The sequence below is a fragment of the Phyllobacterium sp. SB3 genome (assembly GCF_040009165.1).
Taxonomy (GTDB): domain Bacteria; phylum Pseudomonadota; class Alphaproteobacteria; order Rhizobiales; family Rhizobiaceae; genus Phyllobacterium.
Genome location: NZ_JBDYKI010000002.1, coordinates 420,079 through 433,161 on the forward strand (window position 1 = coordinate 420,079; position 13,083 = coordinate 433,161).

Annotated in this window: 17 protein-coding genes; 2 read left to right on the forward strand and 15 right to left on the reverse strand. The window is 51.8% G+C overall.

Features of this window, described 5'->3' with window-relative positions:
* Positions 1-50: 50 nt before the first annotated feature.
* Together ABKW30_RS08480 and ABKW30_RS08485 are read left to right on the forward strand one after the other, a co-directional pair.
* Positions 51-911, forward strand: a complete 861-nt coding sequence (locus ABKW30_RS08480; RefSeq protein WP_348598296.1) for an alpha/beta hydrolase — start codon at positions 51-53, stop codon at positions 909-911.
* Positions 912-1,028: 117 nt separating this feature from the next.
* Positions 1,029-1,373 carry a PilZ domain-containing protein gene (locus ABKW30_RS08485; RefSeq protein WP_348598298.1) on the forward strand — a complete coding sequence of 115 codons (345 nt, stop codon included), beginning with the start codon at positions 1,029-1,031 and terminating at the stop codon, positions 1,371-1,373.
* Positions 1,374-1,377: 4 nt separating this feature from the next.
* Here ABKW30_RS08485 and ABKW30_RS08490 read toward each other — a convergent pair whose 3' ends face one another.
* The 15 genes from ABKW30_RS08490 to ABKW30_RS08560 all read right to left on the reverse strand — a co-directional run bounded on the left by ABKW30_RS08490 (position 1,378) and on the right by ABKW30_RS08560 (position 13,080).
* On the reverse strand, positions 1,378-1,845 hold the full coding sequence (locus tag ABKW30_RS08490) for a hypothetical protein (protein WP_348598300.1): 468 nt from the start codon (positions 1,843-1,845) through the stop codon (positions 1,378-1,380).
* Positions 1,842-2,249, reverse strand: a complete 408-nt coding sequence (locus tag ABKW30_RS08495) for a flagellar protein FlgN (protein ID WP_348598302.1) — start codon at positions 2,247-2,249, stop codon at positions 1,842-1,844. The genes ABKW30_RS08490 and ABKW30_RS08495 overlap by 4 nt, the downstream gene beginning before the upstream one ends.
* A 26-nt stretch (positions 2,250-2,275) precedes the next feature.
* On the reverse strand, positions 2,276-2,833 hold the full coding sequence (locus tag ABKW30_RS08500) for a rod-binding protein (protein WP_348598304.1): 558 nt from the start codon (positions 2,831-2,833) through the stop codon (positions 2,276-2,278).
* Between the two features lie 75 nt (positions 2,834-2,908).
* Entirely contained in the window at positions 2,909-3,235 is a 327-nt protein-coding gene (locus ABKW30_RS08505) for a hypothetical protein (RefSeq protein WP_348598306.1), read from the reverse strand.
* Between the two features lie 68 nt (positions 3,236-3,303).
* Complete coding sequence (gene fliR / locus ABKW30_RS08510) at positions 3,304-4,053, reverse strand: flagellar biosynthetic protein FliR (protein WP_348598308.1); 750 nt, start codon at positions 4,051-4,053, stop codon at positions 3,304-3,306.
* Positions 4,054-4,064: 11 nt separating this feature from the next.
* Positions 4,065-6,155, reverse strand: coding sequence for a flagellar biosynthesis protein FlhA (gene flhA / locus ABKW30_RS08515; RefSeq protein ID WP_348598310.1), 2,091 nt, complete (start codon positions 6,153-6,155; stop codon positions 4,065-4,067).
* Between the two features lie 71 nt (positions 6,156-6,226).
* On the reverse strand, positions 6,227-6,493 hold the full coding sequence (locus ABKW30_RS08520) for a flagellar biosynthetic protein FliQ (protein WP_348598311.1): 267 nt from the start codon (positions 6,491-6,493) through the stop codon (positions 6,227-6,229).
* Between the two features lie 2 nt (positions 6,494-6,495).
* Positions 6,496-6,894, reverse strand: a complete 399-nt coding sequence (gene flgD, locus ABKW30_RS08525) for a flagellar hook assembly protein FlgD (protein ID WP_348598313.1) — start codon at positions 6,892-6,894, stop codon at positions 6,496-6,498.
* Positions 6,891-7,331, reverse strand: a complete 441-nt coding sequence (gene flbT / locus ABKW30_RS08530; RefSeq protein ID WP_348598315.1) for a flagellar biosynthesis repressor FlbT — start codon at positions 7,329-7,331, stop codon at positions 6,891-6,893. Before flbT ends, flgD begins: the two co-directional genes overlap by 4 nt.
* 5 nt (positions 7,332-7,336) lie before the next feature.
* Complete coding sequence (gene flaF / locus ABKW30_RS08535; RefSeq protein WP_348598317.1) at positions 7,337-7,681, reverse strand: flagellar biosynthesis regulator FlaF; 345 nt, start codon at positions 7,679-7,681, stop codon at positions 7,337-7,339.
* Positions 7,682-7,727: 46 nt separating this feature from the next.
* Positions 7,728-8,777, reverse strand: a complete 1,050-nt coding sequence (locus ABKW30_RS08540) for a flagellar hook-associated family protein (protein ID WP_348598319.1) — start codon at positions 8,775-8,777, stop codon at positions 7,728-7,730.
* Between the two features lies 1 nt (position 8,778).
* The gene (flgK, locus tag ABKW30_RS08545) at positions 8,779-10,233 is read right to left on the reverse strand and encodes a flagellar hook-associated protein FlgK (protein WP_348598320.1); all 1,455 of its coding nucleotides are present in this window, start codon (positions 10,231-10,233) and stop codon (positions 8,779-8,781) included.
* A 31-nt stretch (positions 10,234-10,264) separates the two neighbouring features.
* The gene (locus tag ABKW30_RS08550; protein WP_348598322.1) at positions 10,265-11,527 is read right to left on the reverse strand and encodes a flagellar hook protein FlgE; all 1,263 of its coding nucleotides are present in this window, start codon (positions 11,525-11,527) and stop codon (positions 10,265-10,267) included.
* A 130-nt stretch (positions 11,528-11,657) separates the two neighbouring features.
* Positions 11,658-12,329, reverse strand: a complete 672-nt coding sequence (locus ABKW30_RS08555; RefSeq protein ID WP_348598324.1) for a response regulator transcription factor — start codon at positions 12,327-12,329, stop codon at positions 11,658-11,660.
* A 238-nt stretch (positions 12,330-12,567) separates the two neighbouring features.
* A complete protein-coding gene (locus ABKW30_RS08560) occupies positions 12,568-13,080 on the reverse strand; it encodes a transglycosylase SLT domain-containing protein (RefSeq protein ID WP_348598989.1) in 513 nt (170 codons plus the stop codon).
* Positions 13,081-13,083 lie beyond the last annotated feature (3 nt).

Consider the following 13,083-nt stretch of genomic DNA (forward strand, 5'->3'; position numbering starts at 1 on the left):
TACCGTTCGGTAGTTTTATTGCAAGTTCTTTCAATTGTGAGGAACTTCCCATGCAAATAAAATACAAAACCGTTACCGTAGATGATGTTGAAGTTTTCTATCGGGAGGCAGGGCCAGCTGAAGCTCCTGTCTTGCTGCTTCTGCATGGATTTCCTACATCAAGCCACATGTTCCGCGACCTCATTCCGGAATTGTCGGAACACTATCGGGTCATTGCTCCCGACCTTCCCGGATTCGGAAATACCACTGCACCTGCACGAGGAGAGTTTGACTATACCTTCGATAATTTGGCGCATGTTATTGGCAGATTTACAGATGTTCTCGCTCTCAAGAGATACGCCCTATATGTCTTCGACTATGGTGCTCCGACCGGGTTTCGTCTCGCCCTTGCTCACCCGGAAAGGATTACCGCGATTATAAGCCAGAACGGCAACGCTTATCTCGAGGGTTTGAGCGACGCCTGGGAACCATGGCAGGCTTATTGGCGCGATTCCACACCGGAGAATCGCGAAGCATGCCGAGATTCCCTATCCCCGGAAGTTATTCGCGACTGGCAGTATCTTACCGGAACCGACCGGACCAAAGTATCCCCTGATGGCTACACGCTCGATAACGCCTATCTTGCCCGGCCGGGAAATGATGAAATTCAGTTGGATCTGATTCTGGATTATCGTTCCAACGTAGAACTATACCCCGCATTTCAATCTTATTTCCGCGAGCATCAACCGCCTCTTCTGGCAGTGTGGGGCAAGAATGATCCAGCTTTTCTTCCCGCAGGTGCCGAAGCCTACAAACGTGATCTACCTCAGGCTCAGGTCCATTTGCTTGATACCGGACATTTTGCTCTTGAAACGCATGCACACGAAATTGGCATGTTTATCCGCGGGTTTCTAGGCGAGCACGCCGGGTAATAAAACCCTCCGACTCATAACGGATTTGCAATTGTTTCTTGGTAGAACGGTTGCAAATTGCGGGATCGCAAACTTCGGTTGCCGTCCGGTTTAACGATCCTATTGAGTAAACTGTCCATGTCAGCGCCTAAACCCGGCAAATCAGAGCAGAGAGAGGGGGAACGCAAGCGGACGAGATTGCGCTCCGGCAAACTTGTGACTTTGGATGGACAGTTCCTTACAGAGTGTCATTTTCAGGATCTTGCTGAAGGCGGAGCCCGGTTAAGGATACTCGGACAGTGCGACGTACCTGATCGTTTCTGGTTGTTTGACGATCAATATTGCGGTGCCCTGATCACCCGGATTGTGTGGCGCAAAGACCTTGATTTCGGAGTACAGTTCGCCCCGGATTCATCCATTGCTCCGCTGAGTGACAGGGTGCTTCACGCATTGTCCGGCAAGTATTACTCGCTTGGGAAATAGGCCGTCAGCCCCGGCTGATGCCCTTGGTGTTCTGATCGCGAATTTCTTTGGATGAAATATAGTTGAATTGCTGGACAAGGAGATCCTTGACAAGGGGTTGCAGAAACCGTGCGTTGACCCCATCGATGATTGTCTGCTTTACGTCGTCAAATTTGACCTTCTGCACATCTTTCACGTCCGAGTAATGCCCGTAAAACTGCCGGAATATCTCGTCATTGATGAAGGAGGCCACCGGCACCTTAACCGAAGCCTTTACTGCGCTATCGAGTGTGTAAATCAATTGGGTCACAACATAACCCTGAACGGCGCCATCAATAATGATTGGAATACTGAAAACTTCTGTCTTGCCATCATCCAATAGCTGCGGCTGAGATGTCACCGCAGCAGTCGCAGAATTTTGCTTTACTGCAAAATAAAGCGAACCAAGAGCGACCGCGCAAATCCACAGTCCGATGACGGCTATGCGTATCATGCCCCCAAGCCATCCCGCATTTGCCGCGCCGTATAGGTACCATCAGCCTCATGCGTCTCCAGCGCATCGCGGATTAAGCCCGTAAGTTCGCTGACAGCACGCAAGTGCAATTTCAACGCTTCGCAGTTGCGCTCGAGTTTCAGCCTCAAATTATCGAGCACCGGCTGAAGCGTTTTGAGCGCTGCGTTATCGACTGACTTCACGACCTTTCCCAACGCCTTGTTGAAGTCCCGCAACCCGCGGCTCTTGCTGGCATTAATATCCGCAAGATCCACTGCACCGCCTTCCATTAGCAATCCCGTCTCATGATCAATGACGTCTTCAAGCCGCCGGATGGCGAAAAGAATCGGATCGAGTGCTGGATCAAGACCGGTTTGCTGCTTGTTGTCGTTGACGGTTTCCATATTCATTCCTTCCAATCTGTCCGGCCTCAGCTCTGACGAGTCGTTGTGATATCTTCTCTTGATTTCAACTGCTTTTGGATGAGTTGCCGTTCGATCTGGTACAATATCGCATTTGAATCCTGCTCTTTATGAATATCGGGTGCGGTATCAATCGCTTCCGCAGCTTCATTATGAATTCGCTTGGCGCTCTGCTCTTCCAGCATGCGGGCAACGCCAATGCCCCCTACACTTGCCATCTGATTGGCAATGGCTTCCGACATCATCGACTTCCAGTAACCACCTGCTATCCCCTCGCCGTAGACTGCCTGATTATCCCCCGCGAACATCGATTCAACGAAGGATTGCAGCATAAAGGCTTCGAACTTTTTGAACGCAGGGTTCGGTGCAAGGATTTTGGGCTGGGCATCACCGGAAAGGTTCATGCCTTCCTGCAGACGCGCAAAACTCTCGCTGGACAAAGGCATTTGCCCTGCAACCTTGTCGGCAGACATGCTTCGCAGTCTTTCCGTGGACGTCCGCATGGCCTGTGGATTAGCAGCCATCGCCACGTCCAACACCAGATCGGAAGGTGGATTAATAGCCATCAAAGACAGTCCCATACTGTTTCATGTTGGTGACAATAGCTGTTCAAACTTGACTGAGGCTTGAGCCTTGCAATCCTAGCTTGCGGCTTTTCCAAGCAATTGACTTATATATTCGCCGATCTCCAGGGTGGCTTCGTTACGTTGCGCATCTATATCATGAGAGCGAAGTTTGTCGTTGAGGACCTCAAGCGTTCTCGAAATCTTCAAGAGTTCCTGTCTTGTAACGACGACCTGTTCGCTCAGGCTCACTGCTCTGAGCCGGTTCGCCTCAAGACGTTTTATAATGATGTCCGGAGGCACTAAATTCGTTCCTGGCTCAAAACGCCTGTCCTGCATCTTGAACAAAGCTTCGTTTTCTTCGGCAATCGCCAGCAATTGTAAATTGATCCTGGCAATTGCCATTTCCGCCCGGGCTTTTTTCAATTTTTGTAGACGGATCAGACCAAGATACGATGCGCGTGTGGTTGGCATCAGAACGTCCTCAAATATGAACCGGCTTCGCTCGTGAACAGCCTTAGTAAGTCGGGCATAGCGAAATAGAGAAGCATAAGCCCTCCGGCCAAAACAAACGGCATGGAGATGAAGTAAACAGGAATCGCAGGGGTCAGCTTATTGATTAACCCCACGGCGATATTCACGACCACACCGAAAACAATGAATGGTGCGGCTATGCGTATGGTGCTCATGAATGCTTTTGACAGTGTATCGGTTACATTGACGAGCGCCGTTCCCGGTTGAAAAATTCCGTCAACCGGAATTGACGAATAGGAAGACAGCAGAGCGCGAAATACCTCAAGATGCAAATCTGTGATGAAGAAAAGACATAGAGCAGTGAGGGTAACGAAGCTTGCAATTGCAGCTTGCGGCTCTTCTCCTTCAATGGACCCTGCTGGCGCACCGGAATAACCGACAGTCATCGCAATCGTATTGGCCATAAACTGGAGGGCCCAGAAGTACATGCGAGCCAGCAAACCAATCAAGACACCGACAATAATCTCTACAATGATGATACGCATGAGCATAAGTGGTGGTGCTTTGGCAGCGGGAACTACCTGCGTAAGCACCAACGGCACGACCATCAACGAGCATGCGAGAGCCAGAAAAAGCCTTATCTGCAATGGAATGCGGGGGCTGGAAATGCCCGGCATGACAAGCAGGCAAGCACCAACGCGAGCGAACACCAGAAGCCCTGCAAGCGCTGTATCACCGAGGGGCAGCATTCAGATCCGGCTCACGAGATCGTTCCAAGAGACCGGACCTCGACGCCTCGGGCTATTTCCACATGCGAAAGAACTGACAATGTGGTGAAGAGACGCTCGATGATCATCCGGATATAGGGTCGGGCTTCCGGCGATGCGACCAGAACGAAGCGTTCTCCCGCATCGAGATGTTTGCGGATTGCAGTCGTCGCTTCTGTTCCGAATTGTTCCAGCAGTCGAGGATCAATATCGAATTCGGTAACCTCACCCTTTGCATCCCGTTTCAAACTTTGATGGAAAACCAGATCCCAACGATTGCCCAGACGGAGTACGGAAAGCACACTATTATCGGCAAGATCCCCGCAAATCTGCTGCGCCATGCGCATACGCACATGTTCGACGATCATCTCAGAGCGCCGGACATGCGGTGCAACTTCAGCAATGGCTTCAAGGATCAGATTCAGGTTGCGGATCGACACCCGTTCCGAAAGCAAAAGCTTCAAAACCGCCTGCAAACCGGAATAGGAAAGGTTGGCGGGGCAGATATCGTCAAGCAGCTTCTTGTATTCCGGGCCAAGCCGATCAAGCAACGCCCGCATATCTTTGTAGGAGAGCAACTGCGAGAGATTATTACGTACGATCTCGCTGAGATGTGTGAGCAGGACCGAAAGATTATCGACGGTCATATAATTGTCACGCTTGAGTTCAGCTGCGAATGTTTCCGGTACTGAATAAGCCTTCATGCCAAAAGCTGGCTCCCTCACTTCTTCGCCAGGGACATGGGGCGGCGGGCGATCTCCCGGAATGACCAAAATCTCGCCTACACGAAGCTCATGCGAAGCCACCACGGTCCCATGGATCTTGATACGGTAGGTTTTGGGCGGTAGCAGGAAGTCGTCCGTAACCTTGATCTCAGGCACGACGAATCCATACTCCACCGCAAACTTCTTACGCATTTTGTTGACGCGATGCGCCAGCTCCAGTTGCGATGACATCAGCCGCGAGGAGAGCTGCTTGCCAAGGCAAAGTTCAATCTGCGCTGTTTCCAGAGATGCTTTGACGGAATTGCGATCTTCGTCTTCCGCGCTTTTCTGCTTCAATGCCACTTCGGCTTGTGCCGCCGCCGCTACCCGCGCCAGCTTGCGGGGGACAGAGATGCCGAGTGCAGCCATACCGATAGCGAGAACGAAGAACGGGAATGCGGGAAGACCGGGTAGTATGCCCAATACAAAAAGTAGGAGCGCTGCCACGAAAAGCGCTTTTGGATAAGCACCCAACTGTCCAAAGACGGCCTTGTCGGTCGAGCCGCGAGTACCGCCCTTTGAGACCAGAAGGCCCGCTGCAAGAGATACGATGAGTGCTGGTATTTGCGTAACCAGACCATCGCCAACGGACAGCTTTGTGAACACGTCCGCAGCTTCGCTTACTTCCATGCCATGACGGGTTACACCTATAATAATACCGCCGAAAATATTGACTGCCGTGATGATCAAACCGGCAATCGCATCTCCGCGAACAAACTTGGACGCGCCGTCCATCGAACCGAAAAAAGCGCTTTCTTCCTCCAGCTCACGGCGGCGGTGTTGCGCTTCTTTTTCATCAATCAATCCGGAAGACAGGTCAGCATCAATCGCCATCTGCTTGCCGGGGATGGCATCGAGTGTGAAGCGCGCACCAACTTCTGCAATACGCGTCGCGCCCTTGGTGATGACAAGAAAATTGACAATGACCAGAATTGCAAAGACCACCAGACCGATGACGAAATCGCCACCCATGACGAACTGTGAGAAGCCATGAATAACCTGCCCTGCTGCCGCATAGCCTTCGTCGCCGTGAGTGAGGATAACGCGGGTCGTTGCAATGTTGAGCGAGAGTCGCATCATTGTTGCAATTAGCAAAACGGTCGGAAATGCTGAAAAATCAAGCGGCCGCTGTATCCACAGTGATACCATTAAAATCAACACAGAAAGCGCAATCGAAAACGCCAGTCCTATATCGAGGACCATTGGTGAGACCGGCAGGAATAGTACGGTCAGGATGATGACGATTCCGAGCGCCAAACCGACATCACTGCCAGTCAAATAACCTTTGTCACCCAGTCGTTTTACTGCTGCCTGCTGCACGGCATTCTCCTATTGTCGGATAGACAGTAGGGCACGAAGCTTACGCGAAGCCCGCGTGCCGTCGCGTCAGGTCAGAAACCTTTCTCGATCCGCGAATAAGTCAGCAACGTCAGTGTATTGATCTGGGAACCGACAAAAGGGGCGGTGAGAGCAAGCACCGCAAGAATTACCAATATTTTTGGCACGAATGTCAGGGTGATTTCCTGAATCTGCGTCAGCGCCTGAAACAAGGCGATGCCAACGCCAGCCATCATAGCCGCGCCGACCGCTGGGCCCGCCGCAACAATAACCGTCCAAATGGCTTGATTGACAATATCGAGTGCGTCAGCCTCGTTCATGATCAGCTGATGACGATGCCCGGAGTGATGATGAGTTCAGCGCCACCTTTGAGTTTGGCGACCATGCCATCGCTGTAAATGCGCACAGACTCAACCACGCCTGAAACCGTGCCATCCGGGCTGGTTACGGTTCGACCTATGATCCCATCCGCCTGTGAAAGCGACGAGCTTGCAAGCAACTGTTCAAGCTTTGCGTTCATCTGCACAGCCTGCTCAACGCTGGAGAATTGCGCGAGCTGTGTTACCTGCTGTGTGGCATCCATAGGCTTTGTAGGGTCCTGATTTTTCATCTGGGCTACGAGCAATTTCAGAAAGGTCTGATAATCCGCGCCGGCAACAGCTTTTGACGAGTTGTTGGCCTGGTTCGTTTGATCTGTTCCAACGGGAGGAATGCCGGTCATACTGTTGCCTCTGGCCTGTTGCTTTGACTCGTTTTTAAAGAAATTGGGGTGTCGATATTGTCCGACATGATTTGCGCTTCGAGCGCATAAAGCGAGCGGATTGCCTTCAATGCTTCGAAGATGCGGTCATTGCATACGACCTCGTCTATAAGCTTTAGCTCTTTCAACATCTGCGGGTTGGAAAATGTACCAAGCAGCGCCGAAAGCATGCGCTTGAAGGTTCGGTTCGCTTCATCTTTCGCCGATGGGTTGATCAACATGATCTGCGCCGCAAAATAGAGCTGCCTCAATGGCGTCGTTGTCTCATCGGCTTGCAGCACATGACTTTCCAGAAGAAAGCTCACATCATTCATGAATTCGAGCGCTACCTTGCGGTCGGCCCGCAAGACTGCACCGTTCACATATATCTTTTCTCCTGCACGCAAAGAGACTTTCATGGCGTTCAAATCCCGTCGCGGATGGTTCTGGTGATGTCGATGATGCTATTGTAATCAACCGATCTTTCCTGCCGGATCGACTCCAGTTCTTTCAGGATGAATATTCCTATCGATATTAACGATGCGCGCAGTTCCTGTGGCAGCTGATTTGCCGGGTCGCCCAGATCTTCAATCACAATCATCCACAACTGTGATGTGAAATGGACAGCCTCGATCCCCTTGAATGAATAGCCACCCTCATCCCGTGCCGCTTCAAGCATTACGATCGATTGATCGAACAATGACCGCTCGCGCTCTTTGGCACTCGTCGCGCCATCATTTATAATATCATCGTATCGAGCCTGGTACATTGTCTTCTCAAGGTTTCGATGCATGCGGAGTGCATGCATGGTCAGTCTATTTCAGATAGTTCAGCAAGCTCAGGCTTTGCATCTTCACCGTCAGAGCATAGGATGCGTCAATCTGCGTCCGCAGCGCTTCCACTCTGTTGGCCGCTTCATACGGGTCCACCCCCTCGAGGCCGATGACCGAGCTGTTCAGCACCTTCAGCTGCACTTCCAGGCGATCCGTCGCGTCCTTCGTCCGTGCCTGAGCAGTTCCTAGAACGGATTGTACGCCTGGAAGCGTTGCATTGGCCTCGGTCGTGGTCTCGATTGCCTTCACTATCACGGTGTCAAAAGCGCCTTGGCTCAAACCAATATTGGCGAACTCGGCAACCATCGTGTAGCTCATCATCATTTTTCGGAAGCCGGCATTATTGGCACTTACCGAAGTCTCGGCCAGTTCCGTCGGAGCAATTCGGCTTTTTATGAGCGTATCGGAGGCCGATGACCAATTGTCAGACCATGAACCTGCATCAAATTCCGATGCAAATGGCCCATCCAGGAAGACCTTCATGTCATTCGCAGTGATGGTCGAAACCTGCGGATCGGTAACAGAAAACCCGAAATGGTCTTCAAAGGATTGCAGAACTGCAGCACGTGCCGGATTGCCTGCCGCATCATAATCGCCAAGCGGCTTCACATCAGTGTTGACGCCTGCAAAAACATACTCGCCATTGAAACTGGTATTGATGAGCGATGTTGCAGTCTGCAGCAATCCTTTTGCAGCGTTTGCTGCAACCTCATGACCTTGCCCGCTGCCGCGCATGGCAATGATTGTTCCCAGAAAATCCTGAGAGCCTTTAACAGCATTGCTCAACGCATTCTGGGATGTGGTCATCCGTTCAGCCAGCAACTTATTCGAATCCGTCAGCACGGAAAGCCGGTCATGTTCCTTACGCAAAGACAAGGATTGTCCGGTACGGCTCCCGAGCGCGAGGCCAGTGTCGAAAACGAAACCGGTCGTGGCTTCCTGCTGCGCCTTGACCAGATCAGCCTGTGCCTTGGAGATTATGCTCCGGGTGGCATTTGCAAGCACGAATGAAGAAACTGTTTGTGTTTTCATATTATGACGCCGCCCGGAAGAGTTCTTGGAACATGGCGTCAACCGTAGACAATATACGGGCTGACGCCTGATAGGAGTGTTCGAGGTCGAGCAGCGATTGCATCTCCGTATCAATGTTCACACCACTTACATTGGATATCGCATCACTCGCTCTGGTAGACAGAATCTTGTTGTAATCATTTGTATCCGTCACGGACTTGCGCTTTTCTTCAAGCGAACTGATTGAAGCCGCTGCGAAGTCTAACAGGCTCTTATTGTTACCAACGGCCGCGTCCGCATCGTACGTACGCGGTTCTCCAATGGCTCCAATCAGACTTTGCAGGCGATCTGAATAACCAGCCGATCCATCCGGATTCTGGACATAAGGCGTTCCCGCAGGACCACCGTCACGCAACCGCGCAGGATTACCGCCCTCAGACAGAATGTAAGCTGATGAGACCTTGAGAGATCCCGCGATTCCGGGAAGAATCGTGGCATCCGTTGGCATTGCCGGTGCGCCCGAATAAGTAAACAGGCCAGGAACGGTTGGCACGCCGGTGCCCTTTTCCGCGAACATACTGACGAGGCTGCGGGCGATTTCATCGAGCTGTTTCTGATAAGCCGGTGCGGTTTGATCTCGCACTTGCAACAAACCGCTCAGTCGCCCTGTTCCATAGGGCTGGTCGAAGGTGCCATGTGATAACGGCACGCCATCAACATACACCTCATTGCCGCTCGTACCGGCACTGAAAGCACTTGTTGGAACGAAAGTCACCGAGCGGGCGGATTTCTCAAACAGGGTCACCCCGGACTCGGCAAAAATGATTATATCATTGTCATCGCGCTTCAACGTCGTGATGCCAATCTCACTGGATATCTGCTTCAGCAATCCATCACGCTCATCAAGATCGTCCGAAACGTCGGCACCTGCTCTTGTGCCGCTGACGACGCGATTATTGACGGCTTCGAACTTTGCCAGAAGCGTGTTGATGTTATTGACGGAGTCCGCGATGTCATTATCCGCGTCCTGCCGTAGTTTCTGCGTTTCCTCGGTGCCCCGGTTGAGCGCATTGGCGAGAGAAACAGCCTTCGAAACAGTGGACTCACCGACCGATGTGTTACCTGGCTGCGAAGCATATAGCTGCAGTGAATCACGCAAATCACCAAGAAGCGCTCGCGGCGAATCCGAAGCACTATTGGCCGAGTAAATGCCTGAAAGACGGTCAAGGCCGCCCTTCAGCGTGTCGGAAGCTCCGAGGAAGCTGTTGGCTTCCACGAACTTGGAAAGAAGGGCCTCGTCCGCCGAGCGCTTTACCGACAGATAGGTCAAGCCACCTGCTCCGCTGACCACGGAACCTATGCGCCGTGTGAAATTCGGATCGTTGGCCCCCGCAATATTGCGGGAGACCACCGCGGTCTGCTTCGACACGGTATTGAGAGCACTCTGAGCAGTAAGGAGCGCCGAGGTTAGTGACATGCCCTTTGTCCAATTCCCATTCTAAGTTCAGCTATCGTTTCAGATTGACCAGCACATCCATCAAATCAGCGCCGGTCTGGAATACTTTGGAATTCGCCGTGTAGTTTCTCTGCGCTTCGATCATCTCGGTCAGATCCTGCGCAATATCCGCATTGGATTCCTCAAGAGCTTCCGAGGTGATGCTGCCAAAACTTCCCTTGCCCGCAAAGCCAACCTGAACCTCACCGGAATTGGCACTGGTCGAGAATACGTTTCCTGACAAGACCTGAAGATTGTCCGGACTTGGCACGTCTGCCAGCGCGATCTGGTAGATCGGTCGGGTCGTACCATTCTTGTAATTGGCCACTACAACGCCGTCGGCACCGATCGTCACATCTTCAATCGGGCTTGGTGAGTTGCCGTCGATCTTCACCTGAATCGGATTGTAATCACCGGCCAATTGTTTGGTGCCGGAAAAATCGATCTCAAGCTGCTGACCATTCGGAATCGCGACCGAAATGGACTTGTCTGCTGAGATCAGCTTACCGGTTACGGCATCGAAATCGAAGGTCTCCGTCGTCATCGGTGTTGGCGGCGTATAAGGGAAACCACCGGATGCTGAAGCATTTGCCTTGTCGTAGACTGCGGCTTCCCATTGGTTGTCAGCCGTCTTGGTGTAGTAGATGTCCAGCACGACGACATTGCCAAGATTGTCATAGGTTTGAACCGATGACTTGGCGGTGAATTGTGCGGTAGCTGTTGTGTTCGCAGGCGGCCGGTCGGCGGCAGGAATAATCTCCGCACCTGCCGGCAAATTCGCTGTAAAGACACCCTTGCGGCTTGGATCGGCAATCAGATCGTTCTGCGAGAGGTTGATCTTCTCCAGCCCCTGATAACCATTGGCAACAGGATTTACATTTCCGTTCGTGATGGGATAGCCCATCAGATAAAAGCCAGCGGTATTGACCAGATTTCCTGCGGAATCAGGAACGAATGAACCGGCACGCGTCAAATAGGGGGTTCCGTTGGCATTGCTGACAATAAAGAAACCCCTGCCCTTCAAGGCAAGATCGGTCGAAGATGTTGTAAACCGTAGCGGACCATCATCAGAAATGTGATGGCGCACAGAAGTCTCGACACCACCAGAATTGTAGGAGCCACCGGAACTGGGCAGAACCAACGACGAAAACTCTGTGCTCGCCCGCTTGTAACCGGTAGTGCTCGAATTGGCGATGTTCTCGGATACTGTAGACAGGCGGTTAGCCTGACCGTTCATACCTGACACGCCGGTCCGCATCATTCCGTAAAGGCTCATTTCCGTCTCCTAAAGCGCGATTCAGTCCAGAATCGTTATGCCTCGATACTTGCGCGAAGCTGACGTCGGGATTTACTGAAATAACGCTGAACAATTTCGATTGATCAGGGCAAGCGGCAACCGCTGGTCCTCAGTCGAGATTTATGCAATAGCCAAGGAAGCGTTTGGAATCGATTGGGTCGAATCCCATCTGTTCACGCAGCTTCTTCCGCAACTTGCTGATGTGGCTCTCAACAACACTCTCTTCGACCTCACTGTCGAAAATTCCATAGATCGCATTGAATATCTGAGTCTTGTTCAAGCGTCGTCCGCGATTGGCAATCAGATATTCAAGGATGCGGCGCTCCCGGCGTGGCAGTGAAAAATCAACGCCGTTTATCTGCGGATCGCGGCCATCCGAAAAAATCCGGATCGGACCGATCTGCGTTCCGCTGCTGCCATTGCCGTAACGTCGGCGAATTGCATTTATGCGGGCCAGAATCTCACGGACATGCATTGGCTTGCGCACGACATCATCGACACCTGCCTGGAAAAGCTCCAGTGTGTTCTCCAGCGATTGGGTGTCGTTGACGGCAATTACAGGTGCCGAACAACGTTCACGAATTTTGTGTGGAAACTGGCTGCGGTTGGCACATTCTCCTATGAGAAACGCCTCCACTGCCATGATATCGTGCTCCTGAACGGTGGCTACCCACTCGCCAAAATCGTTAGGAGAAAAACCGGTTGTCGTTATGCCCTCACGGGCGAACCACGCAGAATACCCACTCGTCACCAGACTTCGTTCGTCGACGACTACAATCACAACCCCACCTTCCGAATCAGTAACTTACCCCAAGCTAGTCACACGTAGCGGGGGGAACGAGTCGTCGACAATCCCCAACTAATTGTTCCTAATTAATTGGGAGTCGGAAAGGGCTGGGGCAATTGCTGATCGGGAGGGCAAATGTCAGTTTAATGACTGCGGCAAACCTGACCCAATACATTTAACAAATTACAACCAAGAACTAAAATTCACGTTTTATTACCGTGTATTAAAGCGGTCACTTATTGCAAAAGATACGGGCCTTGGATGTCCAGTTTCCAAAGCCGCTAGCGATCATATTTTCCATTACCCGGCAAACATATTTTTTCTGCGCAGGGTCATTGTTGGGACCCGCGTGATATCTGGCGACCGCCATGGTCCAGCTGCCTTCACGTTTGTAGAGCTGTTTAAGAAAGTACGCAGCGTATTCTACGTTGGTAGCTGGATCGAGCATCCGGCTTACCGAGGCAAAGTTGCGCCCATGAAAATAGTGATTGATCTGCATGCAGCCGAGGTCGATCAACTTTGCTCCCTGCAATTGTGCTTCCTCAAACTTTGCGATTGCCGCCGTAGCCGATGGCGTGAAAACTGCACGACCTTCGATATTCAATGCATAGGGCTGAAGAGAGCTTTTCCTGCCGGTTTCCGTCAAGCCCACCGCATAAAGAATGCCAATAGGAATATCGTACTTTATTGAAGCGCTGTGCATCTGCCGCTCGCAGGCGTTGTCAGCATAGGCAAGCTGGCACATCAG